Raw genomic sequence first — 15,782 nt, 5'->3', positions numbered from 1 at the left:
ATTGGTAGTAGCTTTATTATAAAGTTAACACCTTTAATTCACAAGTTATTTTGATGAAATTGCCATCAATGGTAATTGGAGATAGGAAGCATGCTCTCCGCCAAGATGAAGAATATGAGTGCCCTTATTATCCGGTGTACAACCAGGTGTTCCGGGCATAACTGATCCAAGCTCATCTTTCGTACTAATAACAACGCGTAACGTTTCACCGGCTTTATAAGATAGACCAAGGGGACTTAAAACAATATCCAATGCAACGATTTCCCCTTGTACTAATTTTTCAACTCTGTCAAAACTGTAAGCGGGAATTTCATCTGTTGCGAGTTCACTATCAAGGTGACGCATGGAGGCACGAAGACGTCCCCAAGAGCCTTTATACCGTAAAGCGGATGCGCCTTCTTGCGTAAAATCTTGCAGAGCAGCGCCGTGATTTGGAACGACGAATTCACTCAAAACATTACCGAGTTTGTCTATTTTTTGAAGCCAAACAAAAACATCCATATCGTCGTAGCCATCCACTTCCATGAAGAGTTTCGCTTTCGGATAACCAACAAAATTCGTGTCCTTGTCGAAGGTCATTTGAAAAGAAGTACGCCCTGGTACGCTGTTGGCAACATATTTCACTGGGAAGTCTTCTGATTCTGGACTTTCTTGTAACGTACGGAATTTACCATTCATGTAGTAACGTTTATTTTCGCTAGCGACAGGTGGGAAAGTTTCTGATGGTAGGTCCGTTTGATTACTTCCATGGAAATCGATAAGGGAATAGCGCACTGTTGGTGTATCTAGCCAACCATTATCTTTTTCGAGCAAATAATAATCAAAGAATCGACGTAACTCTTCTGTATTGCTTTCATCATAGTAATATGGCCATTCTTGACGATCGTGAATACGAAGCCACTTTTCTGTTGAGCCCAATGAGCGCCACGCACGGAATGTACCCATTGTGTGTAATGTGTTGGAGTAGCTTGCTATAACGAAAGCAGGAACAGTGATTTTGCTTGCATCCGCAATTTTGTCTTTCCAAATATCAGCATCGGCCATCGGATAAGCGCTCATTTCTTTTACTAGATCTTCACGTTGGGCACCTTTAGCGCTAACGTGATTCACTTGCAAACGATCTATGAAATTCTCATCAGGGATTCCGCCGATAAAAGCTAAATCGCGATAGCCGTCTGCAAGTCCCTCGGTAGGATTGATGCATGTTAAGTGGGGGGGCTGGGCAGATGCGATAAACCATTGGGAAAATGCTAAATAGGACGTTCCTGTAAGCGCTGTTTTGCCATTAGACCAAGATTGAGAGGCCAACCATTCAACTAAATCATAACCGTCCTCTGCTTCTTGAGAGCCAATCATGGTTGTGTCGCCTTCACTATGAGCGATACCGCGCATATCAGGGTTGCAAACGGCATAACCATGTGCACACCAGTAAGCAGGATCAGGCGCTTCGAATTTTGTCAAACCTGAGTTCCATCCGTTTCCCATGCCGAGCATATTGAAAAGATTTTTGTAACGGGGGGCAGTTCCAGCGCTTTTTCCATAAGGGCTCCAAGCGATGAGAGCTGGCACTTTTTCTTCTGTTACGGGTAAATAGATGTCCGTGTAAATCGTGACACCATCACGTAATTTAACGGGTACGTCTTTTAACATTTTAATATCGCAAGTCAGTGGTTTAAAACCTTCAGCGATTAATTGGCCTTTTCTCAAAAGCATTTCTTTTGTTTCAAATGGACTAAGAACGCCATGCTCGATACCGTTATCAAGATATTCAAAGGATGAACTAAAACACATTTTTTCTGTAACTTTTGCAGTCATCTATACTACCTCCAAGAATAATATTACTAAGCTTCTCTACACCTCAAATTATACGGGGGAATATTTTAGAAGTACAATCGTTTTTTTGTATACGCAGGTTACGAATATTTGTGTTATGCAGTAAATGAATAGCATAAAAAAGCAAAAGCCTCGATACGTTAGATTGTTGGTCTAAATATCGAGGCTTTTCCCTATTCTGTATCTTTGGACTCGTCTTTCTCATCATCAGCCTTCTTTTTCGTCGGCAAAATAATTTCCTTGTCACCGGGGAGCACGATGGTATAATCATTTTTCTTCACCAGTTTGCCGTTGTCGAAGTCTGGGAAATCTGCTTTTTGTGCCATGCTATGACCTCCATTTCTCTCCCATTATACTACAAATCTCATTTTCTTTCCTTATATGCTTGTAAAAGGAGCACGTAAATGGGATAATTTTAGAGAAGCAGTTGCCATGGAATAAAGTGAAGAAGGAGCGTTAAACCATTGAAAATTACGAAAAAACTCGCGATCTCGCAAAAAGAGTGTTTTGATACGATTATGAATTCCGTTGTCCATGATGTGAAAGTGGCGACAGGGAAGAAACCGCTTGTGCAGAAGCTGGAAGGTCTGAAATTTAAGCGGAAGATGGCGAACGGTTCGGAAGCGATGATGATTATTACGAAATGTACGCCACCTGAAGTTTATGAATTCCAGACGAAGACGCATGTGAATACGCACACGACGAGCTACACGATTGAGGCTGTTACAGAGCATACATGTGAAGTGATTTATGATGAGACAGTGGAAGCGAAGACGGCGATGGCACGTTGGAATAATATCCTTGTCGGCGGCATGCTAGGATTCACGCGTAAGAAACGAATCACTCGGATGCTAGACGGAATCGAAGCCTTGGTAATCCAACAACATAAGGATCTAGTCTCGAAGATTGAAGGCTAACTCGAGCTTATCAAATAGGGTTTTATAAGATATAATGGAAATACAGAATACGCAGATAGCAGACAAGGCAAATTCGGAATGAAGAAAGGTCGGGAGATGGACTACAGACTCACTTCGTTCCCCTGCATATTGGTACTGTAACTCATTACATTTTAACAGTACCAACAAAGGTGAGCACTTGTCGCTTCGCTGAAAGGAGTAAAAATGGCATATCAGGCACTATACCGTGTTTTCAGGCCGCAAAGTTTTCAAGATGTGGTCGGGCAAGAACATGTAACACGAACACTCAAAAATGCTATCGTCCAAAATAAGACGTCTCATGCGTACTTGTTTTCTGGTCCGCGTGGAACGGGTAAGACGAGTGCGGCGAAGATTTTTGCAAAGGCGATTAACTGTCCAAATAGCGTGGACGGTGAGCCTTGTAATGATTGTGAGATTTGTACGGGTACGACGGATGGCTCGATTCCTGACGTTCTCGAGATCGATGCGGCATCGAACAACGGTGTCGAGGAGATTCGCGATATTCGGGAAAAGGTGAAGTATGCGCCAACTATCGCAAAGTATAAAGTGTACATTATTGATGAGGTACACATGCTTTCGACGGGAGCTTTCAATGCGCTTTTAAAAACGCTCGAAGAACCACCGAAACATGTTATCTTTATTTTGGCGACAACAGAACCGCATAAGTTGCCGCTGACGATTATTTCACGGGTACAGCGCTTCGATTTCAAACGTATTACGACGCAAGACATTATTGGGCGTTTGGCGTTCATTTTAGACGAGGAAAAAGTGGCGTATGATGAGAAGGCGCTTGACATTGTGGCCCGTGCAGCAGAAGGCGGGATGCGTGATGCGCTAAGTTTGCTTGATCAGGTTATTTCGTACGGCACGCAAGAGGTCACTGTTGCCGATGCGCTTGAAATCACTGGTTCCGTAGCACAAGGCATGCTCACCGAACTTGTCCAAGCCGTTATCAACTCGGACGCAAAAATGGCATTAGAAAAGCTATCCGGACTACTCGCAGAAGGAAAAGACCCGGTTCGCCTAGTGGAAGACCTACTTGTCTTTTTCCGCGATGTGTTGCTATTCCAAAAGGCACCGGATTTAACAGATGCGATGGAGCGTGCGGTTATTGATGAAGCGTTCCAAACATTGGCGACGTCTGCGGATGCGAATAAAATATACCAATACGTGACGATTTTAAACGATGCTGGGCAACAAATGCGGTTTTCGAATCATCCAGGAATCTACATCGAAGTTGCGCTTGTACAGTTGATACAAGTTGGTGGAGGTGCACCCGTTGCGGCAACGAATACAACCGCCGCACCTAGTCAAGATGTTGCTGAGCTCGTGAGCAAAGTCGATCGTTTGGAGCAAGAATTAAACGACCTAAAACGGCAAATCGCGAATGGTGCAGTGGCAGCAAATGGGACAAATGCTCCATCCGCCGCACCGCGCAAGAAGCAAGCGATATCAGGAAACAAGCAGTTTAAAGCACCAGTAGGCCGCATCAATTCCGTACTAAGCGCTGCGAAAAAACAAGATTTACAACTCATTCGTAGCTGTTGGAGTGACTTGATTTCGATGCTGATGGCCTCACAAGCCGCACTTTTAAACGAAGCAGAGCCTGTAGCTGCCTCTAGCGACACTTTTGTGTTAAAATTTAAGCATGAGATTCATTGTCAAATGGCGATGGATAATCCCAATTTTGTGGAAACAGTAACGAACGGCATTTCGCGGCTGACGAAGAATAACTACTCCTTCATCGGCATTCCCGAAGACCAATGGGGCGAAATCCGCGAGAACTTCCTGAAAAATGCGGACAACACCGAATCAGAAGAAGGCGGCGAAAAACCGTCAGAACCGGCTGTTGATCCAATTATCAGTGAAGCTGCGAAACTAGTTGGAGAAGGCTTACTTGAAATTAAAGAATAAAAAACTAAGATAAGAAAGAGGAGATTTAATAATGCGTGGAATGGGAAATATGCAAGGTATGATGAAACAAATGCAAAAGATGCAAAAAGAAATGGCGAAAGCACAAGCTGAACTAGAGGAAAGAAGCTTCACAGGAACCGCAGGCGGCGGCATGGTAACCGTTGAAATGACAGGAAAACGCCTCGTGACAGATGTCATTGTGAAAGAAGAAGTAGTAGATCCAGAAGACATCGAAATGCTACAAGACCTAATTTTAGCAGCAACAAACGACGCGTTGAAACAAGTAGAAGACACGACGGCATCCACAATGGGCAAATTTACGCAAGGTATGAACTTACCGGGGATGTAATTAGATATTAGATTGAAATTTGCATTAAAAGTATTGATCTAAAGCAAACAATGAGCAGCACTAGGAACTTGCCATGTTTGATATAGAATTAATACTTCGCAATGCACTAAATCGAGCGAAAGCGTTTGTATTTCATGGGTTGCGAATGGATTAACGGTTCACTTCGTTTCAAACAGCCCCAACAATGCGAACGCTTGCCGCCGATTTACCCGAGTTAAGGAGGAAACCCCAGATGCATTATCCGGAACCGATTACTAAACTAATGGACAGCTTTATGAAATTGCCAGGGATCGGACCGAAAACAGCGGCACGGCTGGCTTTTTTTACGTTGGACATGAAGGAAGAAGATGTACTTGATTTTGCGAAGGCGCTCGTGGATGCGAAGCGTAACTTGAGCTTTTGCTCGGTTTGTGGGCATATTACGGACAAGGATCCGTGTTATATTTGTGCGGATATGTCGCGGGATCGCAGTATTATTTGTGTCGTGCAGGAAGCTAAAGACGTGATTGCGATGGAAAAAATGCGTGATTTCCGCGGTTTGTATCATGTACTTCACGGTACGATTTCGCCGATGGACGGGATTGGTCCAGAAGACATTAATATTCCTGATTTGCTGAAACGCCTGCAAGATGATACGATCCAAGAAGTAGTTTTGGCGACAAATCCGAATGTGGAGGGCGAAGCAACGGCGATGTATATTTCAAGGTTGTTAAAACCGTCGGGCATTAAAGTGACACGAATTGCACACGGACTCCCAGTTGGTGGCGATTTAGAATATGCTGACGAGGTGACGCTATCTAAGGCGTTAGAAGGTCGACGCGAAATTTAAAAACGAGGTGAGCGAAAATGGAAACAAGAAGCGACAAAAATGCGAAATCTCCACGTGAAAAGAAACAAAAAATAGGTAAGCTGCATAAAACATACGATGCCTACTTGGTGGAATTAATCGAAGTCACCCAAGAAAAATGGAATCAACATAAAAATATTGCCCGCAAAAGCTTCGGATACAACTCCGAAACCGAGTATGAATTGAAAAAAGCAGAGGCTAAATATTTCTATCTTTTTCGTGAAGCAAGACACCGCAACTTAAAAAACGCGCCGAAATAATAGAAGACTAGAGATTCCTATTTGAAAAGGGTCTCTAGTTTCATGTTTAAATAGAAAATATGGAGTGAGAGAATGAAGAAACGTAACGTTATTATGCTGACCCTTGCTATTTTGCTAATAGGATTAGTGTTAATTGCTACATTTAGAACGACGTTGCTCGATCCTTTAGGCTTTCGGGTAAAGCATGCGATGGGGATTACGAGCACTGCAGACACAACTAATGAACCAATTGTGTTTATCCATGGTTACGACGGCTCCAATTGGACTTTTTTCACTACGACAGTTCGTTATAGCGCATCTGATTTTGCTACGCGTTCTTTGAAATTACTCGTGCGGGAGAATGGCGATATTGATGTTTCCGGAGTTTACGATAAGGCGATGAAGCGACCGATGATTCGTGTCAATTTTGAAAATCCGCGATCTATCATACCAAATAACGCGGCTTGGTTTGCCAATGCCATGGACAAATTGAAAAAAGAATACGACATCGAAAAAGTGGATATTGTCGCGCATTCTTATGGCGGTTTGACGTTCGTCAATTTCCTACAAAAATACAACTATCAATCAGACCGCTACCCCAAAGTAGACACGTTCACAGCGATAGGCACTCCATTCAATGGTTCTGCGGTATCGAGCGATGGAGAGACACCATATGACTTAACGGCGACAGGACCAAAAAAGGAGTCCGCGTACTTTCGAGAGATGATGAAGCGAAAAACTAAAATTCCAAACGATTTGCCAGTATTAAATATTGTTGGTGACCTGAAAGATGGTAGTCGAAGCGATGGCCCGGTGGCGGTGGACAGTGCCAAAAGCGCGGCATTTATTTTCAACAGAAACGACTATCAAGAGGTCTTGTTCACCGGTCGTTTCGCACAGCATAGTTGGCTCCATGCTAACATCGGTGTGGATCGAGAAATTAAGCAATTCATCGAAAATCACCCATAAAAATAGTTATTCAGACTATAAAATTAGTTAAAATGAATTAAAAAGTATTTTCTGACAAATAATTGACTGCACCGAAAAAATAAGGTAGAATGAAGGAGGCTTTGTAAATAGGTTTTATATGTGTGCAGCTTATTTACACGGCCCTCATCCCAAGTAGATAGAGCTGTAGGTGCTAGCTATGGCTCTATCTACTAATGTGATGATTCTTTGGGCTTGCTTTCTAAAGTGTAGGGGCGTATACTTAGTAAATCGTAATGATTACTATTTATAGAAAGGAGACAAAGAATGGCTAAGAAATCAAAAATAGCAAAAGCCGCCAAGCAACGTCAACTTATTGCCCAGTACGCAGAACGTAGAAGTGAGTTAAAAGCGAATAACGATATGATCGGATTAAGTAAATTACCAAAAGACTCTAACCCGATTCGTTATAAAAATCGTGATTTAATAGATGGTAGACCACGTGCTTACATGCGGAAGTTCGGGATGTCGCGGATCACTTTTCGTGAATATGCGCATAAAGGACAAATTCCTGGCGTAAGAAAAGCAAGCTGGTAAAACCGAAAAATGCCCGCGTTACTTTTAGGAGTAGCGCGAGGCATTTTTTATTTGATGATGATTGTTTTTAAATTCTCGTTGATTTTCTGGGTGCTCTCATCCATTTGGAGCTGGGCAGCAGTGATGTAAGCTCCTTCCAGAATTGGAACATCGAACAAGATGATCTCTTTATCGGAAATCTCCTGAATGGTTTCAATGTTCATTTTGGCGCTACCGAGATCGTAGAATGCATAGATATGGTCGGCTTCATTTGTTTCAAAAGCAGTGCTTACTTTCTCAAAACTAGTACCGATTTTCCCATCATCGGTTCCGCCGACATGCGTTATAGCAACGTCTCGCGCTACTTCTTGGATGAGTTGATGAATGCCGTATGCAACATCTGCGGAATGCGACACGATGACAATGCCATATTTTTTCGTCATATTACTTCGCCTCCTGTGCTAGTAAGGCTTTGAAAAGAAGGGCTGAGGAGTAGGCGCCTGGATCGAGATGGCCGATGGAACGATCGCCAAGATACGAGGCGCGTCCTTTTGTAGCTTTCAAATCTTTTGTTTTTTGAAGTGCGGCTTCGATGACATCAGGTGTCAATTCGTCTTGGCGTAGCGCATGGATGACGGGCTCCCAAACATCGATCATTGTTTTTTCACCAGCATGGGATTTACCACGGTGTTCGATACCTGCAAGCCCTGCTTCTAAAGCTTCGATGAATTGTTTTTCGGTCAACGTGTCGGTTTCCACAGTTTTACTCATCGCGAGAAAAGCACTGCCATACAGTGGTCCAGACGCACCCCCGACTTTGCTAAGTATTGTCATACCAGCTGTTTTGAATGCTTCTTTTACGTTTTGTGGCTCTTTTTCGCCCAGTGCTTTTTGGAGTTCGGTGAGGCCTCGCGCCATATTAATGCCATGGTCGCCATCGCCGATCGCTTGGTCTAAATCGCTAAGTAGTTGCTTATTTTGGATGATACGTTCGCTGAAATCGTTCAGCCACTGAATGGCCCATTGTGTATTATAATTCATGATTTCGCCTCCTATTTCCATGCACTTGTTACGACGGGATAGTCCAACATATCGAGCCATTTTTCGTCAGTTAATTTCAAAATTGTTAAGGATAAGCCGTTCATATCAAGTGATGTCATGAAATCACCAACGATAGTTTTGACGATGGGGATCCCGTGCGCTGCGATGATTTTATGCACGTCATTGGCGAAAATGTACTGCTCCATGAGTGGTGTTGCGCCCATACCGTTGACGAGAACGACGATTTTGTCATCCGCGCCAAGAATCAGTTCCGCGTTAATCCGTGCAAACAGCAAATTTGCAAGTTCATGCGAAGTCATCACTTTTTCGCGACTAGATCCAGGCTCACCGTGAATCCCGACGCCGACTTCAATCTCGTCTTCTAGGAGTTCGAAGCCACGATGCCCAACTTCGGGAACGGTTCCTGCGGACAAGGCAGCGCCAATCGATTTGACGGAAGCTACGACTTTTTCACCGAGGGCTTGGAGTTCTTCGAGGGAGGCGCCGGCTTCGGCAGCTGCGCCAACAATTTTATGGACAAATACGGTTCCTGCGACACCTCGGCGACCAGTGGTAAAGGAACTATCTTCCACCGCGATATCATCATTGACGAGGACAGATGCGACGCGAATGTTTTCTGCCTCTGCAAGCTCTGCCGCCATTTCAAAATTCATCACGTCCCCCGTATAATTTTTCACGATGAGGAGCACGCCGTTTCCTTGATCCGCGGCTTTTATTCCTTCCAAAATTTGATCAGGAGTTGGTGATGTAAAAACGTCGCCACAAACAGCCGCGCTCAGCATTCCTTTGCCGACATAACCAGCATGAGCGGGTTCATGACCAGAACCGCCGCCGCTCACTAGACCAACTTTTCCAGGACGTTTATCGTTACGAGCAATAACGCGGGTTCCTGCGACACGATAAATAAGATCACGATGCGTTTTGACGAGACCTTCGACCATTTGCTCCACGGCTTGATCCACTTCATTTAGAATCTTTTTCATTTTTGCTGTCTCCTCCTTGAATTTAGTTACTATAATTATAAATTTCCCTGATGGTGGGAGATTAAACGTTTGTGATACAATAGATGGGATAAGATTGGAGGGATGATTGATGCAAAATGGGATGCCGATTGTGGAGGCTTTGGAGCGTCACGTGGAAATAGCTTCTCTACATGTGCCAGGACATAAAAACGGACTATTATTTCCCGGGAAATACCGCGAAGTTTTGCGTGATGATCTCACAGAAGTTTCAGGATTAGATGATTTGCATCACCCAGAAGGTGCGATACGTGAGGCGCAGCAACTACTTGCGACATGTTACGATGTGGATCGAAGTTACATGTTAGTGAATGGGTCGACAGTTGGGAATTTGGCGATGATTCTGGGGACTTGCAAGCGTGGTGATACGGTGATTGTGACGCGAGATTGTCATAAATCGGTGATGCATGCAATCGAAATGGCAGGTGTTCATGCGATTTATTTGGCAACACGAAAGGAACCGCAGACAGGGACGGCGAACGGTATTGATGCCTCGCTATTACGCGAAGCCTTACAGATGGAAACGATTCGCGCCGTCATATTCACCTATCCGAGCTACTACGGTTTCGATTTTGATTTAGCAGCCTGCATTGAAGCGTGCCGAGACTTTGGCGCACTTGTGCTCGTCGATGAAGCGCACGGTGCTCATTTTCAAGCGGATGCATCGGTGTTTCCGGTCTCAGCCATCCGACTAGGCGCTGATGTTGTCGTTCATTCCGCGCATAAAACCCTGCCAGCCCTGACGATGGGATCGTATTTACACATACCAAAATGGCGCGACGAATTAGCTGAGATTCCACACTATCTACAAATGTTGCAATCGAGCAGCCCATCCTATTTAATCATGGCGTCTCTCGATTACGCGCGGCATTACGTAGGAAATTACAGCAAACAAGACACCGAAGCATTCCAAAAAATGCGCGCAGATTGGCTAGCTTGGCTTCAAAAAAATAAGCTTACCGTCATCACACCCGGCGATCCACTAAAACTCATCGTGCGCAAAGACGGGGTGTCAGGTTTTGACCTTCAAACAGTATTCGAGCAAGCAGGCTACTATCCAGAACTCGCGGATACTAATAATGTTTTACTTACGCTGCCCTTAATTAAAGAGGGGATGGAATTCCCGACACCGAGAACAGGTCTAAAGTGGAAGGGTGTTGAACTTGGCACGTCAAATCCACCAAATCCAATGATAATCCCATCAATTATTCGAATCCAAGCTTTCAATACATCCCGTTCAATCTATTTCGAAAGACTTGAACATACAATTGGCAAAACAGCAGCAGAAATGGTTATCCCATATCCACCTGGAATTCCCGTTATTCTAGCTGGCGAGATAATAACAGTGGCACATATCGAGATACTACTGAGCGTAAAACAGCATCATTACCAAGGCGGCGAAAAACTCCACGAAGATAGACTTAAAATTTTTATATAGACAAACTAGTTCTCATTGGTTAAGTTACATAATCAAAGAGAACTTTTTTCAAAGTTCACAAAATGTTCACAGAAAACCCCTTCAGAACCCAAAATCAACCTCTTCACTATGCCTCTTTATCCCGTATAATGAATCCAAGGCTCATATTTCAAATGTGAATAACCTAATGAATTCAAAGAAAAGAGGAAACAATAATATGAATAAAGTCGCAGTCCCGATCATCATTTTTTGCCTTGGGATGAGCTCATTAGTACCGTCCAACCAAGCATTAGCAATCGAAAATACGAGTACCACTATTGGGGCCACAGCAGTTACTAGTGGCAAACTCATCGATAGCCCATACTCAATCAAAGTACCAACACAAAAAGATCCACTACTCTACATTCCAAATCAATATTCTTTTTTCCCGAGATTTACATCGGATACAGAGATATCTTACGTAGTTAGTGGTACAGCAAGAGCACTACCAGCAAACGATGTTGTCTTTCAACCGAATACAATCACGCCAGGTGCAGAAGACACTTATATGGAAGCTTCAAAAGTTGGTATTTACAATTCGAGATGGGTCGATCTTCGTCTTATCCCTCTGGAACTAACGTCACCAATCACAGTAGGTCATGCAGCCAATACTTTCCTAAGATTCACGAATACAGGTACAACCTCAGATCCTATCGTTAAAATTCAATACCTAGATCACGAAACGAAACAGCCTGTTGACGTATCCGGATTTTTCACTTACACGGATATTGATAACACAGAAAGCCTGAAAGTTTTTAAAGAAAGCAACATGCAAAATATCTATGTTATGGAAAAAAGTACTTTGCTATACAGCGATGATGAAACATCCACATCCATCACATCTGGTGGCGTTGCAAGCGACGAGTTTGTTAAAGAAAGTTGGGGTTCTTTTATATATGGGCCAACCGATCATCTTATTATGGCACCGCGAGCAGCTGGAACGTTTGTCATGGGTTACATCGGTAAATCTCTCGTGCCAATTGATTTTCCAAAACCACAGTTCATGGCAGACGAAGCTACATCAAATGTGGAGGATAACCAAGTAGAATACACGACAATCCAAGAAGTACCATACCGAGATACAGACGATATGGAGAGCAAATTAATCATGAAGACATCGCTCGAAAATATGCTAGATATTCAAGATGTTAAAATCACAGATATCTCAGGCAAAGACGCGTCATCTTTATTCACCATCGCTATCGACAAAAATTCGAATACGGTGACGGCAACGGCTAACGCAGCGGCACTAAAAAATACGAACCTATACTCTAATAGCTACATGTTAAAAGTAACCGCGAATCTAAAAGCCGACGCCGACTACGATTCCTACTTGAAAAATAAACACTTAGAAATTCCAGCAGTATCAGAAACCGAGTTAGCCGCAAAAACACTAACAAGCGATAGCGCGATTGCCAAAATTCGAATTTTCGAAGCACCAGTTTTAACAGCAAGTCATCTTCACGCAACAGCGGGGTCCACGGCGGCAGGCATCGATTGGACGAGCACGATGTCCGCGATAGATGAAGTTGATGGCGATGTTTCAGACAAAGTAACCGTTGACTACAGCGCAGTAGATTTCAAAAAAGAAGGCGACTATCCAGTCACATACACGATTACAAATAGCAAAAACAAAACTGCAACGAAAACCGTGACAATGACAATCACAGCCGACGCTCCAGTCATCGAGGCAACAGACCTTGATATCATCGCAGGTACAGACGAAAATGCAGTTCCATGGTACACAGGTGCTAGCGCGACGGACAAGGTAGACGGTGATTTAAGCAGCCAACTTGTCGCGGATTATAGCCAAGTTAATTTTAACAAAGAAGGCAACTATCCGGTTATTTACAGCGTCAAAAATAGTAATAATAAAGCTTTGACGAAAACCGTGACAGCGCGCGTAACAGCTAAGCTACCAGTCATCGCAGCACAAGACATCACCATTAATGCAGGAACCGCAGCAACAGATGTCCCGTGGTATCAAAACACATCCGCAACAGACACAGTAGATGGCGATATTAGCGCGAATTTGGCAGTTGATTACAGCAAAGTAAACTTCAAAAAAGAAGGCCAATACCCAGTCACATATACAGTGAAAAACAGCAACAACAAGACAACAACGAAAACAATCCAAGTAACCGTAAGCGCTGATGTACCAGTACTTCAAGCCACGGACCTACAACTCCTAGCTGGAACAAAAGCAGAAGACGTAGCGTGGTATCAAGACGTGACAGCAACAGATAAAGCAGACGGCGATCTAAGCACTGAGGTAACCGCCGATTACAGCGCCGTTAATTTCAAAAAAGAGGGCACATACCCAGTCGTGTATACCGTGACAAACAGCAATAACAAAACAACAGCAGTCACTGTTACTGTCACAATCACCGCAGATGCCCCTGCATTGCAAGCCGCCAATCTAGACACATTAGCTGGCACAAAAGCAGGAGATATCACATGGTTCCAAGGTGTTTCTGCAACCGACAAAACAGACGGCGATATTAGCACAGATGTAAAAGTGGATTACAGCCAAGTCAATTTTAACAAAGAAGGCAGTTATCCAGTCGTGTACAGCGTAACAAACAGCAACAACAAAACAACAAGCAAAACAGTCAACATGAACATTACCGCGGAGAATCCAGTGCTCCAAGCAACAAACTTAGCGACAATCGCTGGAACGAAACCGGATGAAATCCCGTGGTTCCAAGATGTTTCCGCAACCGACCTTGCAGATGGTGATATTAGCGCCAACATCAAGGTAGATTACAGCGCAGTAGACTTCAAAAAAGAAGGTAGCTACCCAGTCGTTTACACAATCACAAACAGCAACAACAAAACGACAACAAAAACAATCAACATCACGGTTACCGCTGAAAAACCTGCTCTGCAAGCTAGCAATCTAGACATTCTCGCAGGAACAAAAGCCACAGACATTTCGTGGTTCCAAAGCATAACAGCACTTGATAAAGCAGACGGCGATATCAGTAAAGACGTAACGGTCGACTTTTCAAAGGTTCAATTTAAAAAAGAGGGGAATTATCCAGTCATTTACACCGTGACGAACAGCAATGGTAAAACCTCGACTAGCACCGTTAACCTGCAAGTGATAGCCAAAGAACCCGTTTTAACAGCAACGGATCTCGACATTATCGCAGGAACTGATGCGCAAGATATCGCGTGGTATCAAGGCGTTTCCGCAGAAGATTTGGCAGACGGAGACATCAGCACCGACATTACAGTGAATTATGACGAAGTGAATTTCAAAAAAGAAGGCAACTATCCAGCAACGTATAGCGTGACCAACAGCAATGGAAAAACAACAACAACGACAATCAATGTGCAAGTAACTGCTGAGAATCCAGTCCTTTACGCAAGCGACCTAGCAATCATTGCCGGCACAAAAGAACAAGACATTGCCTGGTTCCATAACGTTACCGCCGAAGACAAAGCAGACGGAAACATCAACGACCAAATCCAAATCGACTACAGCAGCGTGGATTTGAACAAAGAAGGCAATTACCCAGTCACATACATGGTCACAAACAGCAATAATAAAACAACAACGCAAACCGTGAACATACAAGTGACCGCCGAAAATCCAGTCATCGAAGCACGCAATATCAGCGTTTTAGCAGGATCAACGAGCGAAGAATACCCATGGTTCCAAAATGTAACAGCAACTGATAAAGTAGACGGTGATATTTCGCAACACGTATCCGTCGATTACAGTCAAGTAGATTTCAAAAAAGAAGGCAACTATCCAGTCAGCTATACCGTGACAAACAGCAACGACAAAGAAACAACAACCACAATCAACCTACAAGTCACTGCTGAAAACCCAGTCATCACGGCCGTAAACAAATCCATTTTAGCCGGCACAACATCAGAAGAAATCAGCTGGTTCGATGACGTTTTTGCAACCGATAAAGTAGATGGTGATTTGAGTTCCGACGTGACGGTTGATTATGCGAACGTAGACTTCAAAAAAGAAGGCATCTACCCAGTTCACTACAGCGTGAACAACAGCAACGGCAAAACAACTGTAGAAACGGTTCAAATCGAAGTCACAGCCGAAATGGCAATTTTGGAAGCATCAAATTTAAGCGTGATGCAAGGTACAAGTGAAGAGAGCGTTGCGTGGCTAGAAAACGTAACCGCACAAGATACCGTTGACGGCGATATCACAGATCAGGTCAGCTACGACGCGAGCCAAGCCGATCTAACGAAAGCAGGCAATTATCCAGTTGTCTACAGCGTAACGAATAGCAATAACAAAACAACAACTACGACAGTAAACCTGCAAGTCACTGCACCACAAGCAACACCAGCACAACCGGCACCAGAACAGCCAACACCAACACAACCAGAAGTAAAACAAGCAGAACCAACACAACCAATCATCAAAAAAGTACTACCGAAAACAGGCGACACATCTGCGCTTCTGTACGTACTTCTTGGTTCAGCGTTCATCCTATTCGGCACATTACTACAAAGACGACGCAAACAAGACTAGGCACTAAATAAATAGAGGTAAGGAATCAGCAATTTCGATTTCTTACCTCTATTTTCATATAAATATAAGCGTTTTGCGCCAGTTCATGGTATGCTTAGAACTAAGAAAA

The 15,782-nt window shown here is 43.7% G+C and carries 14 protein-coding genes; 9 read left to right on the top strand and 5 right to left on the bottom strand.

Annotated features, from left to right (window positions below; genetic code table 11):
• Positions 1-45: 45 nt before the first annotated feature.
• A complete protein-coding gene (locus HCJ54_RS11180; RefSeq protein ID WP_187137682.1) occupies positions 46-1,815 on the bottom strand; it encodes a CocE/NonD family hydrolase in 1,770 nt (589 codons plus the stop codon).
• A gap of 191 nt (positions 1,816-2,006) precedes the next feature.
• Positions 2,007-2,159, bottom strand: coding sequence for a hypothetical protein (locus HCJ54_RS11175; RefSeq protein ID WP_159101149.1), 153 nt, complete (start codon positions 2,157-2,159; stop codon positions 2,007-2,009).
• Between the two features lie 138 nt (positions 2,160-2,297).
• Here HCJ54_RS11175 and HCJ54_RS11170 point away from each other — a divergent pair, with 138 nt between their 5' ends.
• From HCJ54_RS11170 to rpsN, 7 genes are all read left to right on the top strand, one after another.
• The gene (locus tag HCJ54_RS11170) at positions 2,298-2,750 is read left to right on the top strand and encodes a DUF3284 domain-containing protein (protein WP_185409469.1); all 453 of its coding nucleotides are present in this window, start codon (positions 2,298-2,300) and stop codon (positions 2,748-2,750) included.
• 204 nt (positions 2,751-2,954) lie between these two features.
• Complete coding sequence (gene dnaX / locus HCJ54_RS11165) at positions 2,955-4,685, top strand: DNA polymerase III subunit gamma/tau (RefSeq protein WP_187137681.1); 1,731 nt, start codon at positions 2,955-2,957, stop codon at positions 4,683-4,685.
• A 31-nt stretch (positions 4,686-4,716) separates the two neighbouring features.
• The gene (locus HCJ54_RS11160; protein WP_036067665.1) at positions 4,717-5,034 is read left to right on the top strand and encodes a YbaB/EbfC family nucleoid-associated protein; all 318 of its coding nucleotides are present in this window, start codon (positions 4,717-4,719) and stop codon (positions 5,032-5,034) included.
• Positions 5,035-5,266: 232 nt separating this feature from the next.
• Entirely contained in the window at positions 5,267-5,863 is a 597-nt protein-coding gene (gene recR / locus HCJ54_RS11155; protein ID WP_036067663.1) for a recombination mediator RecR, read from the top strand.
• Between the two features lie 17 nt (positions 5,864-5,880).
• Positions 5,881-6,141, top strand: coding sequence for a YaaL family protein (locus HCJ54_RS11150; RefSeq protein ID WP_036067661.1), 261 nt, complete (start codon positions 5,881-5,883; stop codon positions 6,139-6,141).
• 72 nt (positions 6,142-6,213) lie between these two features.
• Entirely contained in the window at positions 6,214-7,089 is an 876-nt protein-coding gene (locus HCJ54_RS11145; protein ID WP_187137680.1) for an alpha/beta hydrolase, read from the top strand.
• Positions 7,090-7,374: 285 nt separating this feature from the next.
• A complete protein-coding gene (gene rpsN, locus HCJ54_RS11140) occupies positions 7,375-7,644 on the top strand; it encodes a 30S ribosomal protein S14 (protein ID WP_036067659.1) in 270 nt (89 codons plus the stop codon).
• A 47-nt stretch (positions 7,645-7,691) separates the two neighbouring features.
• Here rpsN and dhaM read toward each other — a convergent pair whose 3' ends face one another.
• The 3 genes from dhaM to dhaK are packed head-to-tail and all read right to left on the bottom strand — an operon-like array spanning position 7,692 to position 9,668.
• Positions 7,692-8,066, bottom strand: a complete 375-nt coding sequence (gene dhaM / locus HCJ54_RS11135) for a dihydroxyacetone kinase phosphoryl donor subunit DhaM (RefSeq protein ID WP_036067657.1) — start codon at positions 8,064-8,066, stop codon at positions 7,692-7,694.
• A 1-nt stretch (position 8,067) separates the two neighbouring features.
• Positions 8,068-8,664, bottom strand: a complete 597-nt coding sequence (gene dhaL / locus HCJ54_RS11130) for a dihydroxyacetone kinase subunit DhaL (protein WP_187137679.1) — start codon at positions 8,662-8,664, stop codon at positions 8,068-8,070.
• A gap of 11 nt (positions 8,665-8,675) precedes the next feature.
• Positions 8,676-9,668, bottom strand: coding sequence for a dihydroxyacetone kinase subunit DhaK (gene dhaK, locus HCJ54_RS11125; protein WP_187137678.1), 993 nt, complete (start codon positions 9,666-9,668; stop codon positions 8,676-8,678).
• A gap of 109 nt (positions 9,669-9,777) precedes the next feature.
• On the opposite strand from dhaK, the gene HCJ54_RS11120 reads away from it, so the two are divergent.
• Both HCJ54_RS11120 and HCJ54_RS11115 read left to right on the top strand, forming a co-directional pair.
• Positions 9,778-11,142: an aminotransferase class I/II-fold pyridoxal phosphate-dependent enzyme gene (locus HCJ54_RS11120; protein WP_187137677.1), complete on the top strand. Its 1,365-nt coding sequence runs from the start codon at positions 9,778-9,780 to the stop codon at positions 11,140-11,142.
• A gap of 196 nt (positions 11,143-11,338) precedes the next feature.
• A complete protein-coding gene (locus HCJ54_RS11115) occupies positions 11,339-15,673 on the top strand; it encodes an LPXTG cell wall anchor domain-containing protein (RefSeq protein ID WP_187137676.1) in 4,335 nt (1,444 codons plus the stop codon).
• Positions 15,674-15,782: the final 109 nt, after the last annotated feature.

This window comes from Listeria grandensis, assembly GCF_014322885.1.
GTDB lineage: Bacteria > Bacillota > Bacilli > Lactobacillales > Listeriaceae > Listeria_A > Listeria_A grandensis.
Note: the sequence above shows the minus strand (reverse complement) of the source record. Positions and strands in the feature narration are given on the sequence as shown.

Excerpts from the sequence above, each read along its gene's own strand:
- HCJ54_RS11180 (WP_187137682.1), bottom strand. The coding sequence starts at position 1,815 with ATGACTGCAAAAGTTACAGAAAAAATGTGTTTTAGTTCATCCTTTGAA.
- HCJ54_RS11175 (WP_159101149.1), bottom strand. The coding sequence starts at position 2,159 with ATGGCACAAAAAGCAGATTTCCCAGACTTCGACAACGGCAAACTGGTG.
- dnaX (WP_187137681.1), top strand. The coding sequence starts at position 2,955 with ATGGCATATCAGGCACTATACCGTGTTTTCAGGCCGCAAAGTTTTCAA.
- HCJ54_RS11160 (WP_036067665.1), top strand. The coding sequence starts at position 4,717 with ATGCGTGGAATGGGAAATATGCAAGGTATGATGAAACAAATGCAAAAG.
- recR (WP_036067663.1), top strand. The coding sequence starts at position 5,267 with ATGCATTATCCGGAACCGATTACTAAACTAATGGACAGCTTTATGAAA.
- HCJ54_RS11150 (WP_036067661.1), top strand. The coding sequence starts at position 5,881 with ATGGAAACAAGAAGCGACAAAAATGCGAAATCTCCACGTGAAAAGAAA.
- HCJ54_RS11145 (WP_187137680.1), top strand. The coding sequence starts at position 6,214 with ATGAAGAAACGTAACGTTATTATGCTGACCCTTGCTATTTTGCTAATA.
- rpsN (WP_036067659.1), top strand. The coding sequence starts at position 7,375 with ATGGCTAAGAAATCAAAAATAGCAAAAGCCGCCAAGCAACGTCAACTT.
- dhaM (WP_036067657.1), bottom strand. The coding sequence starts at position 8,066 with ATGACGAAAAAATATGGCATTGTCATCGTGTCGCATTCCGCAGATGTT.
- dhaL (WP_187137679.1), bottom strand. The coding sequence starts at position 8,664 with ATGAATTATAATACACAATGGGCCATTCAGTGGCTGAACGATTTCAGC.
- dhaK (WP_187137678.1), bottom strand. The coding sequence starts at position 9,668 with ATGAAAAAGATTCTAAATGAAGTGGATCAAGCCGTGGAGCAAATGGTC.
- HCJ54_RS11120 (WP_187137677.1), top strand. The coding sequence starts at position 9,778 with ATGCAAAATGGGATGCCGATTGTGGAGGCTTTGGAGCGTCACGTGGAA.
- HCJ54_RS11115 (WP_187137676.1), top strand. The coding sequence starts at position 11,339 with ATGAATAAAGTCGCAGTCCCGATCATCATTTTTTGCCTTGGGATGAGC.